Genomic DNA, 16365 nt, shown 5'->3' with positions numbered 1-16365 from the left:
TTTTCATTTAGAGAAATTTTTTCTTTTCTGCTTTGTGATGATTGAGTAACTTAAACTTCCGCAAACTTTCTGATCTCGGAGAGAAGCGACAAGGTTTCTTTCCACTTTTTAGAACCTAAGTTTTCGGAAAGGTTCTTTTGGGCTTTCTTCCATAGATCCAGTGTTTCTTTGAGTTTGGATTCTCCTTCTTTGGTAAGACGAACGGAGCGGATATTTCCTGTGTCTTTTTTTTCTATCTCAACCAAACAGTCCCTTTTTAAAATTTCTAAACTTCTTTGTAAGGTGGTTCTGTCTATGTCAGTGATTTTGGAAAGGTCAGTGATGCTTTGTTCTTTCTCATAAGCGATGCTCGCTAAAACGGTGAACTGTGTGATCCTGATTCCGCTCGGTTTGAGAATCTGATCGTAATAAGTGGTGAGGATACGATTTGTTTTTCTTAAATTAAAATTCAGGCAGCTTGTGCCGATTTCTATGAGTTGTGCCTGGGAAAGTTTCAAAATCGTAACCTCGATACGTCAATCGTGTATATGCACTATATGGGGTCAAGAAATAAATGGCGGCGGACAAATCCATTTCGTCCGCCCGCACTGGCCGCCTTATTTTGAATCGGAGCGGAATCTTTTGTTCGAAAAACTTGCCTTTTTTCGAAAAGGCTTTTTCCCTGAAGGAAAGTTTTCCCTCTTTTGGCCTTTTTCTTCCTTTTTTACGAAGGGTTTGTTTTCTTTTTTTCCGGAAGGGACATGGTTTTGTTTCGTATGACCTTGGTTTGGCTGTGATTTTTTAGTTTTATCCGCCGTTTGTTCCGCAGGAAAAGAATAGTTTTGATCCACAGGGATCTGTTTTCCTATTTTTTTCTCAATGTCTTTTAAAAGAGGGCGCTCTTCTCTGTCGCAGAAAGAAATAGCGACTCCTTCCGCTCCCGCTCTTGCCGTTCTGCCGATCCGATGTACATAACTTTCAGGAACGTTCGGAAGTTCATAATTGATGACATGAGTGACTCCATCCACATCGATCCCTCTTGCTGCGATGTCCGTAGCGACCAAAGCTCTGGCTTTTCCTGTCCTGAAATTTTCCAGTGAGGTTTGCCTTGCCGTTTGGGATTTATTTCCATGTATGATTCCCACGGAGATTCCTCTCTTTTGCAAAAGCTCCGCCACCTTATTGGCACCATGTTTGGTTTTTGTGAAGACTACTACTTTTTTCAAGTCCTTGTTTTGGAATAAGGAAACCAAAACTTCTTTTTTCTTTTCCTTATCCAGAAATAAAACGGACTGATTGATTTTTTCCACTGTCGTCGATTCAGGAGTGACTTCGATCCTGACAGGGTCAACTAACATTGACTTAGCTATTTTTTCTACTTCAGGAGGCATTGTTGCGGAAAAAAACAAATTGTGCCTTTTGGAAGGAAGAAGATTTAAAACTTTTTTGATGGCATGAATGAAACCCATATCCAACATTCTGTCCGCTTCGTCCAGAACGAAGGTTTCAACACTGTCTAATTTTAGGTATTTTTGATTGATGAGATCGATGAGTCTTCCTGGAGTAGCGACCAAAATGTCCACTCCGCTAGAAAGAGATTTTACCTGAGGCGATTGTCCAACTCCTCCGAAAATCACAGAATGTTTCAAGTTTAGATATTTTCCATAGGTTTGAAAATTTTCCGAAACTTGGATGGCAAGTTCTCTTGTGGGAGTTAAAACCAAAGCTCTCGGTTTTTTTTGCTCCAATTGCCGCCTGTGATTTGTTAAGTGATGCAGGATGGGAAGTGCGAATGCTGCGGTTTTTCCTGTACCAGTTTGTGCACAGCCGATCAAATCTCTTGTTTGTAAAAGTAGGGGAATGGCTTGGGTTTGAATGGGAGTGGGGGAAGTGTATCCGGACTCGTCTATCGCTTTTTGAATTTGAGGATGTAAACCGAATTGGAGGAAATTTGTTATTTTTTGCAAGGGAGTTCCTGTGAAAATTTAGCCGTATCGAAACTTTTTGCAGGATCGTTCGGGGGAATGTTCTCTATTTGCCACTTCCTCCGATGGAACTCACCTTGGAAGTAATAAATTTAACCGGAAGTTTGGTTTGAATTCCTTCGGCGAACATGGTAAAATGGAAAACGGTTAAGGCGAAAGGATGATTTTACAAAAAACAAAAATACAATCGATTGCTCTCTATCTATTATTCTCCCTGACTCCTCTCTGGTCTCAGGATTTGGTAAACCTACTAAACAACGATTATTCGAAGCAGGAATCTCTACTCATTCAAAATGAAGTTCGAAAAAGATTGGGAAGTAAGTCCGATGTTTCTTTGGTTCGGGAAGTCACGAAAAAACTGCTTCCTTGGGCAATGATGGAAGGATTAAGTCCCGAAGAATTCACGAATTCTTTAGTGAGGATGGTGGCCAACGAAGAAGCTGGAATTCCTTTCGAAAGCGGGGAGGACCTTCTTCCCTTAGCTCCTAAATTCGTGGGAAACGAAACGGACTTTTTGTACACTTCCAAGTTTTTCAAAGAGGCGGAAGAAGCGGAACTTCCCGTGGCACTTAGAGATTCTCTTGTTGCAGGCAGCCAAAAGAAAAAATGGGAAGGAGCCAGCCTTCTGCTAGGAGGAAGGCTTTTGATTCTTTCCAGAAGAGAAAAGATAGAAAGTGAAAGTTATAATAATCTTCTTCTTTCCGGGATACCGCCTAAAACCGGTTCTCTGTCAGATGCAAAATTAAAATCCTTAATCTCTTCCTTAACATCCGATTTCAAATCCGAATCCGGCAAAAAAAATCTTGTTCTTTTGCAGAAGGATTTTTTCGAATTGAGAGCATCTAAAGGGAAGAATATTACCAAACAAATGTTAGTTTCCTCCAGAAATATAGATTCTAAACTTTCGGAGATAGGCGCTTTGGAAGTAAGAGAAAGGCCGAAATTGCAGCTGAGTCCCGAAGACTTAGGAATCACGAATCCTGTGGAACCGAATTCGGTTGAAAACCAAACAGGAGATTGGCGTTATCTTTCCCGCGAAAATTATAAGAAAGTCGTGGCAGGATGGATCGGAACCAAATATCTGTACGGCGGTTCCAGCAAATCGGGAACGGATTGTTCCGGTTTTACCAAATCGGTTTTGACGGACGCCTCCGTTGCGGTACCTGCGAAAATCATACCTCGTTCCGCTAGAGACCAAGCACAGATGGGAGCATTCATTCCTCGCAATTCCCTTTATGAAGGAGATTTAATCTTCTTTTCCGCTTCCCCGAATCAAACAAAAATCACTCATGTGGGAATTTCCATGGGAAAGGATCAATTCGCACATGCTTCTACAACAAGAGGTGTGGTGGTTCAGAGTCTGGATGAAAAATGGTGGAAAGAAAGATACACCACATCCAGAAGAATTTTTTTGAAAGTGAAGTAAATGTCTCGAAAGAAAGCACTCGTATTGTCCGGCGGAGGAGCCAGGGGATCTTATCAAGCAGGTGTTTGGCGGTATTTGGAGGAAATCGGTTGGAAACCGGATATCATCTGCGGTACTTCCGTAGGAGCCATCAATGCTTCCGCCATAGGTTCAGGAATTCCTGGTAAGGAACTTACCGAACTTTGGCTGGATTTGGATCGGGAAAAGGTGATGTTGTATTCTTGGAAGAATGCAATTAAGGAGTTATTTCGTAAAAAATACGCGCCTCTTGCAAGCACTGCACCTCTCAGAGAATTGATATTGGAAAAATTGAATCTGGACGCTTTGAATCGTTCTGAGACAAAGGTCGTTCTTTCTGCCGTAAATATTTTAACCGCAGAACTAAAGTTCTTCGAAAATCCGGATATACGTGTGGAACATATACTTGCTTCCAGTGCGATCCCTCTTTTTTTTCCCTGGCAGATGATCGAAGGAGAACCGTATTGGGATGGAGGTGTGATGGCGAACACTCCCATTTTACCTGCAGTGACTCGAGGTGCTGAAGAATTAATCGTTGTTTTACTTTCTCCTGTGGGAGGTTCCGTACAGATGAAGGTTCCTAAAAACAAGGATGAAGCTTTGGAAAGATTGTACGAATTGTATTTACTCGGCTCTTATCGAAATATAGAGCAGGGGATCGAATTCCAAAAAGAGAAGTCGAAACATCTGTCTCCTGTGGAAACTTTTTTACTTCATTTCCGAGGACTGATAGGAGACACTAAAATACATGTGATCGCTCCCAAGGAACTTTTGGGTTTAGGAAGTTTTTTAAATTTCACCAGAGAACAGGCAGAAGTCCTCATCGAACAAGGATATGAAGATGCTAAGGAATATTTCCTAAAAATTGAGAGATAAAATTCATAAATAGTAGTTTCTTATGCAAATTGATTTTTTCTTCGGCAAAGTTTGGGTTTTATTTGTAATTCTAATTTTTCTGCATGGATGTATTGGAAAAATAAGATCCCGAAAATACATTAAAACAAACCCCGAATTAGAAGCAGGGTATAAACAAATTTTCTTTTTTTGGGTTGTCTGTGGAAATATTCCATGGGTCATCATCGGACTAGGAAATGCGACTCATTTCACTGAAAGTTTTTTTGAATATTTTAATCCGATCTCATTCAATCCATTCGTAATAATGTTTAATATTTCATTCATTTTCCTTTGGTGTTCTGCTGTAAGATGGATATATTTTAAGAATGGAGCCGAGTTTTTGGAAAAACATCCAGGGTTCTTTGCCAGAAGTAGATTTAGCAGCGATATAAAAAAAGAGATCAATGCGAGACAAATCAAGATTAACTTAGGAATCGGTTTTTTCAATATCCTTCTTTGTTTGGGGATCATGTGGGTTTATGGGATCGGTTTGATGCATTAATTCGATTTTAATCCATTTGTCTAAAAATTTCTGATATAAAAGAATCATTACTATTTGCTAATTTGTTGAAAATAGAATAAAGGTTTATCATGAAATTCATTCAAGTTATTGTTTTATATATAATCATTACGATGTGGGTAGGATCCTGCTCTAAAACGGAAGGTTATATTTATTCAAATGCAGTTTCAGGTCTACGCATCAGAACTCTTCCTAATTTGAATTCTGAAAAAATAGCAACTTTTCCATATAAAGAAAAAGCGGTTCTAATTGAAAAAGAGGAACGTCTGGATGAAATTGACGGATTAGTAAATTATTGGTACAAAATTAAATATTCAGGCCACACCGGCTGGGTTTTCGGTGCTTATATTTCTCATATTCCTTTGGAAGAACGCAAACCGGATGCGGATGCTTATACAGGATTAATATATAAAAACGATCTTCCTAACTTCAAAACAGTTTCGGTCAATATCATTTCCGAGCAGATACGTTTCAGCATTTATAGCGGTCCTAAAAATCACTTTTATGGATTTTTAGAGGAACAAAATAGATTAGATGAGCAGACAGTAGAAAAGAAAATACTTCATTCGATTCAATTTGATTTAGGAAAGAACGAAGAATTTCTTCAGAGCATAAACCAATGTTTTACCCCTGATGAGCAAGAGATCATTTTTGCTATTTATTATTTAGAAATCGATACTACGGGAGAGACGATCGGCAATCACTATGAATTGGAGATCAAAAAATTTAAAATCATTAAATCGTGGCTCTTAAGTGAAGATAAACAAAGTCTTTTGCCGTTGAATTATACAAAAGGAATTAAATGTATTTTTCCTGATCCGGCGAATATTCTTGAACCTGTATCCGATTGATGTTCCGAATGTATGAATTTAAGGTAGCACTGCGAATCGAAGGGAGATGGTAAATTCAGGAGGAGCGCTTCTTTCTAATTTCCCTCCCAATTGTTCCGCTAAAATCTTAACTAAAGAAAGTCCGATTCCTTTTTGAGTAGTAGGGTTGCCGGTAGGATGGTTTTTTCCGGAATCTTGCACGGTAAGAATGGCGCTCGTTCCTTCTTTTTTTAAAGAAACATAGATACTGCCTGTTTCTTGTTCGTTATATGCGTGTTTAATGGAATTAGTGATGAGTTCGTTTAAAATCAAACAAATCAAAACAGTGTTTTTTAAGTCGGCTTTTGTTGCGTCTAGATCGCAATGGATTTGAATTCGATTCTCCACATTGCAGACTTCCAGTAAAGTTTTACATAGATTTTGAATATAACCGTCCAAATCGACGTTCTGGAATTCGCTCTCCGCTTTGCTGTAAAGCATTTCATAAATTCCCGCCATAGTCATGATTCTTGTTTGTGCATTTTGAAATATTTTTTGAGCGGCTTCATCATCCAGTTTGGAAGCTTCCAAAGAAAGCAGGCTGCTTACGATCGCAAGAGTGTTTTTTACCCTGTGTTGTAACTCTTTCATCAGGGTTTCTTTCAATTGAATTAAGTTTTGTAATTTATTTTCAGCCAGCTTTCTTTCTGTGATTTCATATGTCAGTATGAACAGACCTTCTTTGATCGGTTGGATACTGAATTCGAAAAAACTTTTAGTTCCATCCGTATGGATAAATTCCATTTCCTTTTGGCAGTGAGTTCTGGTCTTCATTGCTTCATCTAAGGTGAAAAAGAGATCTTGCGTTTCAATTCCCGGATATACTTCGAAGATGGATCTGCCGATCAGTTCCTCCACTTTTTTCTTCCCGTAGTTTGCTCCGCTTTCGTTGATATAAAGATAGTGCCAGTCGTAACCTAGGATTTGACATCCTTCGATCATTGAATCGAGCGTGTTCCTGAATCTTTCCCCGCTGGTTTTGATTTCGTTCTCTCGATCCAATAGTTCTTTTTCCGATTGAATCAATTGTAAGTTGGCAGATTCCAGTTTGTTATAAGCTACTTGTAGTTCAGAATTTTTTTCCCGGATTCGGTTATGAGCTTCATGGAGCCTGAATGCCATTCGAATGGAGGCAGCTAAGATATGAATGCCGGAAGATTTCATCACATAACCGTAAGAAGTGATCGATTCCGTTTTTCTTACGATATCTTTTTCCGAATGAGAAGAAACGAATATGATGGGAATATTTCTAATTTGTAAAATTTCTTTTGCGGCTTCCGTCCCGTCGATTCCCTTTCCTAAATCGATGTCCATTAGGATTAAGTCGATGTCTTCCTGTTGAGAACGAATCATTTCGATCGCTCTTTCTCCGCTTCCTACGCTCAAAACTATAAAGGAATCGTTTAATTCCAGTGAAGTGGCCATCGCGATGATGGCTTCGTCTTCTACCAAAAGGACTCTTTTTTTGACTTCTGTAGCTTCCATTTTTTTTAGGTAGAACTTCCTCTGGAAGGATACATTGATTGGCGTTAGTTGTCAATTTTGGAATCCCCCTATGCGAAAAAATCTTCAAATCAGGGGAGGGTAGTATGGGGTATTGACGGGATTATGTCTGGCAAGATGGGATTTGATCACTTTCGGAAGTGAGGTTGGTGGAATGGAGAAGGGATTGAAAGTTTTATCTTCTAATAAAATTTCTTTTAGTAGGTAATTTTCTATCTTACCAATCTTTGCTCGTAATTTAGACGGTAATTTGAAGGATTAAAATATGCTTACTAAAATCCAAAATGTAATACTCTGTTGTTTTTTATTTCTTAGCACCTTGTGTAACTGTAAATCCAGTTCAGTCGGATTTGGCTACTCTTCTCATAATCAAGTAAATGTTCTTGAAAAGCCACTGCATAATGGCCAGGTTATTTATGAAATAAATAAGAACGAATATTTTGATATAATTCAATATGATGTGGAAGAAAATTCTAAAACCCCATTTAAGTGGCATAAGGTAAGAAGATCTGGCTCGAATTCGTCCGGGTATATTCATCAGGATCAGACTGTTTCTACAAACAAAACTCAAATATTTTTGCCTGTAACAAAGGATAATTATGGTTTAGTGATCGCTTCAAAATTAATGCTTAGGCAGTATCCGGATGCTAAATCTTCCGTATTGGAGCAATTGAATACAAAATCTATAGTGAATATTTTGGACGAAGGAAAAAGTCAAGTATTCGTTGATGGTAAACTATCTTATTGGCTAAGAGTTAAGACGAAAAACAATCTAATCGGTTTTGTATTTTCTCCTTATATTGTCCCTGGAGTCAGTGAAGAATTCTTATTATCTTTAAGTGAATTTGAATCTCCTGAAACCGGCTGGGCTTATGTAAATAAGTCTCCTAAACACGTTTATCAAAAAGTAAATGGTAAGCTAAAGTCTCAAGGAAATGATGAAATTCAAGAAGGTGAGTTTTATCGATTTAAAAGTCGATTTCTCGCATCGAATGGTGAAATTTATTTGCGGCTAGTTAAAGAGGAAGCAAAAACGCCTGATTGGTATGCGGATACAGAAGTTGAGACAATTTTTAGCTACTATATTCCAATAAAATACTTAAAATCTTCGTCCAGATACGCATTGTTATACTCTTCTGTTTCTAATTCTAATGCACAAACAAAAAAAATGATTGAATTGATGGATCGTCAGAACAGAGAAGATTTTGATATTGATAAAACTCAAATTAATTCTTTTGTTCATGCAGGAAAAAGAATTTATGTAATCACAACTGAATTTATGAATAAATATGATTCTTGTATCGGCTTCTTTTGTAGTTCACCAAAATGGGTCTACGTATTCAGTGAGGATGGTGAATTACTTTTTCACAGATCTAGTGCTTCGGAAGAAGACATTACTTTTACCAATAGCAATGGAAAATATCGAATTACTACTCTTGAAGTTACTCCTCCAGAAGGAGATAAGCCGGCAGGAATAAAGACATATGACAAATTTGTCTTTGATGGAAAGACATTCGTTTTTGAAAATTGATTCAGGCCATTCTCTGTTTTAAGTGATGGCTAATGTCTCTCGCTGTGATAACAAGGACTGAATTCAGAAAGGAGAGTTTTCCCCTTTCCCCAACAAACTTCGGTTTGTTTTGAATCAGGATCCACTTGGGAAGTAGGGTGATTTCCTAGCGATTCCTTTTCTCGCCTGAAAAAATCAATTGCCCAAAGATCAGCCTCACGCATCATGACCTTACCTATTCCGCCCTGGTAGTTCAACGGATAGAACATCGGTCTTCGGAACCGACAGTGGGGGTTCGATTCCCTCCTAGGGCAAAATCTTCTAAAATCGAATCCATTCTCCAGCAAACAAAAATAAGTCGAAATCCGACTGATTTGCCAGCAAAATGCAATCAGCCATAAATGCGGAAACCTTTGTTATGAGGATGGCAGGCGACTACCAAAACCCCGCCTAGGAATTAAAAAATAGTTTCCTATCTTCTTTCTTTTCCATACATTCTATCTTTATGACCCATTGCCCAATCTGTATGTCTCACTCCGAAAAAAAGGAAATCCTTTGGGAAACGAACCATTGGATTTTAAGAAAAGCACCTTCAACCAAAGAATTGGAAGGGTATTCTTATTTGGAATCCAAAAGACATGTGGAATCTTGGACTCAGCTTTCCGAAGAAGAATGTTCCGATTACGGCCGCATACTTCATAAGGCACTTTCCCTATCCTTACAGCTTTCTCCTTCCCCGGAAAAAATTTATTTTGCTGCCATTGCGGAGCAGGTGCCCCACCTTCATATGCATTTAGTACCTAGATATTCCGGCCAGGAAAAGGGGATCAAACATTTGGAAGTTGCTTTGGGTCCCGGTTTTTCCAAACCTCTATAAAAAATTCTTTCTTTTCGGATCGGATTCTTTATTTATCCAAACATGATTCGTTTAAAAGAAACCGAACCTGATGAAGTTACTTCCGAATTATCCGAAAAGGATATGGAAAATCTTCAGGAAAGACTTTTTATTTTACAGAACAAAGCGTTCGAAGCCAAGATTGCAAATATCTTTCTGATAGAAGGCTGGTCTTCCAGTGGAAGAGGAGAGATACTGCAGGTTCTTACGGAAAGGTTAGATCCTAAAAAATTCAAAGTACATTCGCCTTTCGTGCATCAGTCGGAAGATAAAAACTTTCCTTTTTTACGAAGTTTCTGGCAAGTTCTACCTCGTTTCGGAGAATCCTTGTTTTATCTGAATTCTTATCTGGGAAGGCTTGCCTTCCTTAAGAACGAAGATAAAATTGAAAAAGAGGATTACGAAGATACGATTCTTTCCGTCTTGAATACGGAAAGAATGCTTTCCAAAGATCGACTTTATTTTCATAAATTTTTCCTTCACATCTCTGAAAAGGAACAATCCAAACGTTTGGGCAAATCCAAAAAGAACAAACGAACTTGGGAACTTTCTTCTTACGACAAAGACCAATCCAAACATTATTCCAAGTATCGTAAAACTTTCGAATCTCTGATGAATTCTTCCCATTCTGACATTTGTCCTTGGATCGTTATCTCTGCGGACGATTCGGAGAAAGCAAAGGCACAGCTTTTGACCACTTTGGTCGAAAGGTTGGAAAAGATCTTAAACATCAATTCAGCCGAAGAGCTAAAACTTTTATTGGGAGGCAAGGTATGAAATTCAATTTATTCGCAGATAGAATCCTTAAACTCAAAGATGTAAATTTGAATCAATCTTTGGATAAATCCGAATACAAAGCTGCTATCAAAAAGTGGAAAGAAAAGATCCGTCTTTTTAGTTTTTATGCGGATCAAGTAGGACGGCCAGTCGTTCTTGTTTTTGAAGGATGGGATGCAGCAGGAAAAGGAGGGGCGATTCGTCGTCTAACAGGAGAAATCGATCCTAGGCTGTACCAAGTGAACGGGATCGCCGTTCCCGACTCCGAAGAAAAACAAAGGCATTATCTTTGGCGGTTTTGGAGAAAGATTCCTCCCAAAGGTCATTTCGGAATCTTCGATCGCTCTTGGTATGGAAGAGTCCTAGTGGAAAGAGTGGAAGGCTTTGCTACGCAAGAAGAATGGTCCAGGTCTTTTGAAGAGATCGTAGATTTCGAAAAACAATTGTATCAATCGGGTGCCATCATCATCAAGTTTTGGCTTCATATATCTCAGGAAGAACAATGGAAACGTTTTGAAGACCGTAAAAACGATCCTTTGCGTAGATGGAAATTCACGGAAGAGGATGTGCGCAATCGGGAAAAGTGGCCGCTTTACGAAGAGGCAGCGGACGAAATGTTCGAAAAAACCGATTTTCATTTCGCACCCTGGATTCTGGTTCCCGCAAATGATAAATACTATGCCAGAATCAAAGTGATGGAAGAGGTAGCATCCAGATTGGAAACCATTTTGAAGATTCCTAAAAAGTTCAGCTGATAGATGTTATTTGTTCCAACGATAGGGCTTTTGTCTGATCCGATACACCACTCTTTCTTCTTGAGTGGTGAGGATCCATTCCGAAAAGAAGGCTAAGTCCATATATCTGAATTTAGAACGAAAGAAGGAATAGGTTTCGTCGAAAACTTCCGTTCTGCAATGTTCTTCCAGTTCCCTTAATTTGAGCAAAGATACGGAATGATATAAAAAACCTTTGGAGTAGGTGGGAATTTTTTTTTCAGGGATATTCATTTCTTCCGTATAACAAACAACCCCTTCTCTCGTTAGAATTCTAAATTCCAGTTTCCAATCTTTTTTAGGCAAAATCAAATTTTCGTTCGTGTTGTTCTCTATAAAAAGAAAGTATCCTTGGGATAGATCGTCGTTCTCTCTGGAAAGACTTAGATAGGCTTCATTCCCTGCTATTTTCTTTTTTTCCGATTGAGTGGGGCTTTGAAAACTTCCTGGATTGAGCGCTCTAAATGCCAGATAAAAAACAAACAAAAGCAGAAGAACATCTATAATGATGATCACCTGCTTCCATTTGATTCTTTTTCCTTGTTTCTGCATGGACTTCAGATATTCCCGAAATTCTTCGGGCGATCTGGAATGATATCCGCTTCCCATTATAGTTTTCTCACAAGATAGTTTAGGATTTCGAAAGCGCTGGGAAAAGGTTCTTCTGTTTCTCTTGTTCCTTCCAAAAAGGAAAGGGCATAATACACCGAAGTTTCTATGGAATAACCCAAGGACAAAAAGCGGGCGATGATTCCCACAAGTAAGTCCCCCGTACCCATGGTCGCTAATTTAGGATTAGGCGATTCCCATACGAAAGAATTTCCTTCCGGTGTTACGAAAAGACTCACATAGGACTTAAAAAGCAAATGCACCTTGTTTGTTTTGCAGAAATCCAAAGCAACAGGATGGGCGGATTGTACTGTTGTGCAACGTTTCCCAGTGAGCCGTTCGAATTCTCCTGCATGAGGAGTTAGAAGGATTTTTCCCGAACGAGGGAGAGGTTCTCCTAATCGAGGGATGGATCCTGCATCTAAAATCAATGTTTGGTGTTCTTCCAAAACGAATGTTTTTAGAAATTCGGGATATTCTTTCGTTCCTGGACCGACTACGATCGTTTTTGTCTTTGGAAAGAAGGGATCTTCTGAAATTTCTTTTCCTTTGCTTACGGAAACCATTTTGGAAGGATCCGTATGCAGTATGATTTCTTTGGTCGTCAGGGAAGGAGTGAATATTTTCGAAATACCTCCGCCTAGACTTTGAAAGGCGGAACTGGAAAGTAAAACTGCTCCTTCCATTCCTTCGTCGCCTCCGAAAAAAATCGCAGATCCCGCTGTGTATTTATGAGAATCCGTTTTTCTTTTGAGCAGTCCTGAAAAATCTTCCCAATCCAGTTTTTCCAGATAATATCGATTAGAGAAAAAACCTTCTCCCTTTAAGGTTCTTGTGGGAAAACCGATGCTTTCGTAATAACGAGGCACCATTTTGCCTTCGGAAAGAAATCCTATGTTTTCCCATTTCCTAGTTCCTAGTTCTTCAATGGAATCCGCTTCGATATGAACGGAGGTTTCCGTATTGGGAGAAAACCCGCTGGCAGTATCCAAGGATAGTTTGTAAAAGAAAGCGGGGGAAGAATTGATCCATCGGATTAGGTTTGCGATCGGTTCGGAAACAGGAGCCTTAAAACCGGTTCCCAGAATAGCATCCACCAAAAGGACAGAACCTTCTTCCGCTTCTTCTTCCTGAATCGGCAGATCGTTTGCGGAATAGATTGGAATTTCGGATCGTTCGCAGAGAGACTTATAAAATAAAGAATCTTCTCTTTTTGAATCACCTAACGAAAATAAGGAAACGGAATGTCCTTCTTGAAAAAGAATATTCGCTAGAGCGTAACCGTCTCCTCCGTTTCCTCCCGTTCCCGCTACGATCCAAATTTCTTCCGCAGTGGCCCAAAGATCTTCGTTGGCATGATAAACGGACAAGGCAGCCATCCCCATCAAAGTAGTTTCGGGATAACCCAATTCAGTATGGCAAAATTCGTCGATCCTTGCGGATTCCTCCTTTGTAAAAAGAGGATGTGCTTTCCAGTCGTTTAGATCCAACGATATACTTCCAGCGCACCTGCGCGAATGCGAACGGAATAAATATTGTCGTCCGAATCGGTATAAGTTTCTCTCCATTGTCCTCTGGGTGGGGAGAACGGCAAACGTTTGTTATTTACGTGATTTCCTTCGCTGTTATGAACCTGCAAACGGATCGAGTTGCCTTGGTCTTCCGTTTCCCAAATATAAAATTCGTTATTGGATCGGATGGAAAATAAAATCTCGGAAGGGTCTTGGATCTCTTTCATAAACACTCCTTCGTTGTTCGTGAAAGAATATCTGTAGATTCTTCTGAATTTGAAACGTTTGTCTTTTTTGGAAAAATAACTGAAAGAAGCGAGTACGTATTCTCCTTCCGGGTGAGGAAGGATTTTATCTAGAGTGATATCGTATTCTTTCGCTTCGGGGCTTTTGAAAACGGAAAGAGAGGCTTCTTTGATGTTTCCTTTCAGTTGTCCGTCTTCGAAATAGGAAAGTCGCATTTCCTCCGCTATACGATGGTAGACGAACAGTTTTTCTCCTTCTCCAGGGATCAACGCTTCCATATAGCGGAACGGTTCCGAATTCTCTCCGGAAGCGCCTAGCATAAACTTAACGACTCCTTTTTGAGAGATTTGAACCAAAAAGGAGGGCAGAACGGTCGTTCCGGATGTGGAGAACACCCCGCTGTGCGATTTGTACACATTTTCTTGCCCGACGGGGACTTCGATCCCTTTGGAGGAGATTCTATTTTGAACCACCAAATCTCCGTCTTCCGTGATGGCTACGATCCCAATGCTTCCGAATCGGAAAGGGTAGTGGGGGATGCCTGGAATGGATTTGAAGTCTGGATTGCCGATTGTGGCTTCCAATCGTCCGTTTCTGTCGAAAAGTTTGATGATGGATTGTTTTGCGTCCGCCAGAGCCACCACATTGGAGGCGACAGGGACAGTGATCGGGACATTGGTCAAAACTTGGTTCACAACCACTCCTTCCCAGGTATCCGAGGTTTGCCCTAAGGGGATTCGGAATAAAATTTCATCTTTTAGATTGTCTACTCGGAAGCGGAGACAGGAAATGGAAAGGAAGATTACGAGAGAAAGGGATAGATAACGCATAAGCCAGCTTCCATTCCCTATTTTTTTATTTACAGCACAACTCGGTTTTCCTAGCTTGACAAGTGTCGTGTTAATTTTTAACATGAATTGGGTCTCTTACTAAGAATCCTTTTAGGGATTTCTTTTGGATATGGTTTGGTATATACCGAGGAAAACATCAGAGAACTTTTAGATAAAATTCTCGAACCGCCTCTAGCGCTTTTTTCGCTCCAAGTACAGAATCGGAAAAACCACGCCCTCATTGAGATAACGCTCGATCACCTCACTCATAAAACTGGCTCTGTCAGTTTGACAGACTGTGAGGAAGTATCGAAGAGACTCAAGGAGGAGCTGGATCTATGGGGAGAGGAGTTTGACTTCACTCTTCAGGTGTCCTCAGGAGGGGCTGAGCGTGCTTTGCGCTTGCCTGAGGATTTGGATCGTTTCCAAGGGCTTCTTGCAAAACTAGAAGTTCGTTTGGAAAATGGAAACTGGGACAAACGGGTCTTTCGTTTAGGCAAAAGGGACGGGGAAACTATTGAGCTGATACCTTTCGATAGAAAGGTTTCTAAGCACAAAATCATCCCTCCCATTCAAATGCCTCTTGCAGAGATTCGAAAAGGAAATTTATTTTTAGAATTATAAGACTATGGCGACAAAACAAGCAACGAAAGAAATTGGGCTATTCGAAGCCATCCAGCAATTCTGCCAAGACAAGTCCTTAGACCGAGAACTCGTATTGGGAGTGATTCGTGATTCCCTTCTCACCGCGTATCGAAAAAAACTCGGTTTGGAAGTGGATACGGAAGAACGTTGCCAAGTCGATTTTGGCGGAGACAACAAAAACGAAATCGTAGTTTCCGTTTTGAAAGATATCGTAGAAGGTGAAGTTGCTTCTCCTCTTGAGATTTCTTTGGCAGAAGCCACCAAAATAGAGCCTTCTGCAGCAGTCGGTTCTCAAATCCGCATTTACGAAAAACCGCAAGACCTTTCCAGAGTTCTTTCCAGCCAAGCGAAACAAATGGTGTTCCAACGCTTGCGCGATATGGAAAAAGATCTTCTTTACCAAGAATACAAATCCAAAGAAGGGGAACTCACTCACGGGTATTTCCAAAGATGGAAAAAAGACGCAATGAGCATCGATCTAGGAAAGGTCGAAGGCATCATGCTCAAGAAAGACCAAAACCCTGGTGAAAAATACCGCCAAGGCGATCGTCTCAAAGCAATTATATCAAAAGTAGAAATCCGTCCGAGAGAACCGATGCCGGTGATCACTCTTTCCCGTGCCTCAGGTGATTTCGTAAAAAAATTATTTGAGATGGAGATCCCAGAAGTTTACGACGGGATCGTGGAAATCAGAGATGTAGCTCGTATTCCTTCTTTCCGAACTAAAGTAGTTGTTTATACAAGTAAGTCCGACGTAGACCCTGTTGGTGCTTGTGTGGGAATGAAAGGGGTTCGTATCCAAGCCATCGTAAGAGAACTAGGAAACGAAAGAATCGATATCGTGCTTCATTCGGAAGAACCGAGTGTGTTTATTGCCAATGCTATTTCTCCCGCCAAACCGGTGGAAGTGCATGTGGATCGCAAAAGAGGAGATGCTCTAGTCATCGTGCCGGATGAATCTCTGTCTCTTGCCATCGGAATCAACGGTTCCAATGTGAAATTGGTATCACAACTTTCCGGATACAAAATCGATATCAAAACTGTATCTCAATACAACCAAGAACTTGCTTCTCCGGAAGCTCGTGAAAAATTAGATCGCCTATTCAATGCACAGCAAGAAGCGATGGAAGAGGCGGAAGATGAATCTTTCTCCGGTGAAGAAGAGGATGACGATTTAACTCCTCTTTCTGAAATTCCAGGCCTTACTCCTAGAATCATTGGACTTTTGGAAGCAGGCGGTGTGAAAAACGTGGAAGCTCTTCTGGATTTCAGTCCGGAAGAATTATCAGCCATTTCTGGAATTGGCCGAACAACAGCAGACCAAATCTTACGTCTGTTACGTGAGTCGATCGAATGGGTGGAAGAGGGCTAATTC

The 16365-nt window shown here is 40.2% G+C and carries 16 protein-coding genes and 1 tRNA gene; 11 read left to right on the top strand and 6 right to left on the bottom strand.

Annotated elements, in window-relative coordinates; translation table 11 throughout:
• Window positions 1-50: 50 nt before the first annotated feature.
• Both EHS15_RS09450 and EHS15_RS09445 read right to left on the bottom strand, forming a co-directional pair.
• Window positions 51-497 carry a MarR family winged helix-turn-helix transcriptional regulator gene (locus tag EHS15_RS09450; protein WP_135760322.1) on the bottom strand — a complete coding sequence of 149 codons (447 nt, stop codon included), beginning with the start codon at window positions 495-497 and terminating at the stop codon, window positions 51-53.
• Between the two features lie 99 nt (window positions 498-596).
• Window positions 597-1946, bottom strand: coding sequence for a DEAD/DEAH box helicase (locus tag EHS15_RS09445; protein WP_135760321.1), 1350 nt, complete (start codon window positions 1944-1946; stop codon window positions 597-599).
• A 178-nt stretch (window positions 1947-2124) separates the two neighbouring features.
• On the opposite strand from EHS15_RS09445, the gene EHS15_RS09440 reads away from it, so the two are divergent.
• The 4 genes from EHS15_RS09440 to EHS15_RS09430 all read left to right on the top strand — a co-directional run bounded on the left by EHS15_RS09440 (window position 2125) and on the right by EHS15_RS09430 (window position 5673).
• The gene (locus EHS15_RS09440) at window positions 2125-3390 is read left to right on the top strand and encodes a C40 family peptidase (RefSeq protein WP_135760320.1); all 1266 of its coding nucleotides are present in this window, start codon (window positions 2125-2127) and stop codon (window positions 3388-3390) included.
• Window positions 3391-4284: a patatin-like phospholipase family protein gene (locus tag EHS15_RS09435; protein WP_135760319.1), complete on the top strand. Its 894-nt coding sequence runs from the start codon at window positions 3391-3393 to the stop codon at window positions 4282-4284.
• Between the two features lie 358 nt (window positions 4285-4642).
• Complete coding sequence (locus EHS15_RS19105; protein ID WP_167884198.1) at window positions 4643-4804, top strand: hypothetical protein; 162 nt, start codon at window positions 4643-4645, stop codon at window positions 4802-4804.
• A gap of 89 nt (window positions 4805-4893) precedes the next feature.
• Window positions 4894-5673 (top strand): SH3 domain-containing protein, encoded by a 780-nt coding sequence (locus EHS15_RS09430; RefSeq protein WP_135760318.1) that lies wholly within the window; start codon window positions 4894-4896, stop codon window positions 5671-5673.
• An 18-nt stretch (window positions 5674-5691) separates the two neighbouring features.
• On the opposite strand, the gene EHS15_RS09425 is transcribed toward EHS15_RS09430, so the two are convergent.
• On the bottom strand, window positions 5692-7176 hold the full coding sequence (locus tag EHS15_RS09425) for a sensor histidine kinase (RefSeq protein ID WP_135760317.1): 1485 nt from the start codon (window positions 7174-7176) through the stop codon (window positions 5692-5694).
• Window positions 7177-7459: 283 nt separating this feature from the next.
• Between EHS15_RS09425 and EHS15_RS09420 the strand changes: the two genes are divergently transcribed.
• The 5 genes from EHS15_RS09420 to EHS15_RS09400 all read left to right on the top strand — a co-directional run bounded on the left by EHS15_RS09420 (window position 7460) and on the right by EHS15_RS09400 (window position 11131).
• A complete protein-coding gene (locus EHS15_RS09420) occupies window positions 7460-8725 on the top strand; it encodes an SH3 domain-containing protein (protein ID WP_135760316.1) in 1266 nt (421 codons plus the stop codon).
• A 221-nt stretch (window positions 8726-8946) separates the two neighbouring features.
• A tRNA-Arg gene (locus tag EHS15_RS09415) sits at window positions 8947-9018 on the top strand.
• A gap of 212 nt (window positions 9019-9230) precedes the next feature.
• The gene (locus EHS15_RS09410; RefSeq protein ID WP_246052028.1) at window positions 9231-9581 is read left to right on the top strand and encodes an HIT family protein; all 351 of its coding nucleotides are present in this window, start codon (window positions 9231-9233) and stop codon (window positions 9579-9581) included.
• Window positions 9582-9623: 42 nt separating this feature from the next.
• Complete coding sequence (locus EHS15_RS09405; protein ID WP_135760314.1) at window positions 9624-10376, top strand: polyphosphate kinase; 753 nt, start codon at window positions 9624-9626, stop codon at window positions 10374-10376.
• A complete protein-coding gene (locus EHS15_RS09400) occupies window positions 10373-11131 on the top strand; it encodes a polyphosphate kinase 2 family protein (RefSeq protein ID WP_135760313.1) in 759 nt (252 codons plus the stop codon). The genes EHS15_RS09405 and EHS15_RS09400 overlap by 4 nt, the downstream gene beginning before the upstream one ends.
• A gap of 6 nt (window positions 11132-11137) precedes the next feature.
• Here the strand turns inward: EHS15_RS09400 and EHS15_RS09395 are convergent, their stop codons facing one another.
• The 3 genes from EHS15_RS09395 to EHS15_RS09385 are packed head-to-tail and all read right to left on the bottom strand — an operon-like array spanning window position 11138 to window position 14345.
• Window positions 11138-11758: a hypothetical protein gene (locus EHS15_RS09395; protein WP_135760312.1), complete on the bottom strand. Its 621-nt coding sequence runs from the start codon at window positions 11756-11758 to the stop codon at window positions 11138-11140.
• The gene (locus EHS15_RS09390) at window positions 11758-13248 is read right to left on the bottom strand and encodes an NAD(P)H-hydrate epimerase (protein WP_246052027.1); all 1491 of its coding nucleotides are present in this window, start codon (window positions 13246-13248) and stop codon (window positions 11758-11760) included. The genes EHS15_RS09395 and EHS15_RS09390 overlap by 1 nt, the downstream gene beginning before the upstream one ends.
• Window positions 13239-14345, bottom strand: coding sequence for an LIC_12708 family protein (locus tag EHS15_RS09385; protein WP_135760310.1), 1107 nt, complete (start codon window positions 14343-14345; stop codon window positions 13239-13241). The genes EHS15_RS09390 and EHS15_RS09385 overlap by 10 nt, the downstream gene beginning before the upstream one ends.
• A 135-nt stretch (window positions 14346-14480) precedes the next feature.
• On the opposite strand from EHS15_RS09385, the gene rimP reads away from it, so the two are divergent.
• A complete protein-coding gene (gene rimP / locus EHS15_RS09380) occupies window positions 14481-14969 on the top strand; it encodes a ribosome maturation factor RimP (protein ID WP_135760309.1) in 489 nt (162 codons plus the stop codon).
• Between the two features lie 4 nt (window positions 14970-14973).
• A complete protein-coding gene (gene nusA, locus EHS15_RS09375; protein WP_135760308.1) occupies window positions 14974-16362 on the top strand; it encodes a transcription termination factor NusA in 1389 nt (462 codons plus the stop codon).
• Window positions 16363-16365 lie beyond the last annotated feature (3 nt).

Origin of the sequence: Leptospira idonii (genome assembly GCF_004770995.1) — a bacterium.
Taxonomy (GTDB): domain Bacteria; phylum Spirochaetota; class Leptospiria; order Leptospirales; family Leptospiraceae; genus Leptospira_A; species Leptospira_A idonii.
Note: the sequence above shows the minus strand (reverse complement) of the source record. Positions and strands in the feature narration are given on the sequence as shown.

What these genes read in the sequence shown, in the direction of transcription:
- EHS15_RS09440 (WP_135760320.1), top strand. Translation starts at nt 2,125, where the DNA reads ATGATTTTACAAAAAACAAAAATACAATCGATTGCTCTCTATCTATTA.
- EHS15_RS09435 (WP_135760319.1), top strand. Translation starts at nt 3,391, where the DNA reads ATGTCTCGAAAGAAAGCACTCGTATTGTCCGGCGGAGGAGCCAGGGGA.
- EHS15_RS09430 (WP_135760318.1), top strand. Translation starts at nt 4,894, where the DNA reads ATGAAATTCATTCAAGTTATTGTTTTATATATAATCATTACGATGTGG.
- EHS15_RS09425 (WP_135760317.1), bottom strand. Translation starts at nt 7,176, where the DNA reads ATGGAAGCTACAGAAGTCAAAAAAAGAGTCCTTTTGGTAGAAGACGAA.
- EHS15_RS09420 (WP_135760316.1), top strand. Translation starts at nt 7,460, where the DNA reads ATGCTTACTAAAATCCAAAATGTAATACTCTGTTGTTTTTTATTTCTT.
- EHS15_RS09410 (WP_246052028.1), top strand. Translation starts at nt 9,231, where the DNA reads ATGTCTCACTCCGAAAAAAAGGAAATCCTTTGGGAAACGAACCATTGG.
- EHS15_RS09405 (WP_135760314.1), top strand. Translation starts at nt 9,624, where the DNA reads ATGATTCGTTTAAAAGAAACCGAACCTGATGAAGTTACTTCCGAATTA.
- EHS15_RS09400 (WP_135760313.1), top strand. Translation starts at nt 10,373, where the DNA reads ATGAAATTCAATTTATTCGCAGATAGAATCCTTAAACTCAAAGATGTA.
- EHS15_RS09395 (WP_135760312.1), bottom strand. Translation starts at nt 11,758, where the DNA reads ATGGGAAGCGGATATCATTCCAGATCGCCCGAAGAATTTCGGGAATAT.
- EHS15_RS09385 (WP_135760310.1), bottom strand. Translation starts at nt 14,345, where the DNA reads ATGCGTTATCTATCCCTTTCTCTCGTAATCTTCCTTTCCATTTCCTGT.
- nusA (WP_135760308.1), top strand. Translation starts at nt 14,974, where the DNA reads ATGGCGACAAAACAAGCAACGAAAGAAATTGGGCTATTCGAAGCCATC.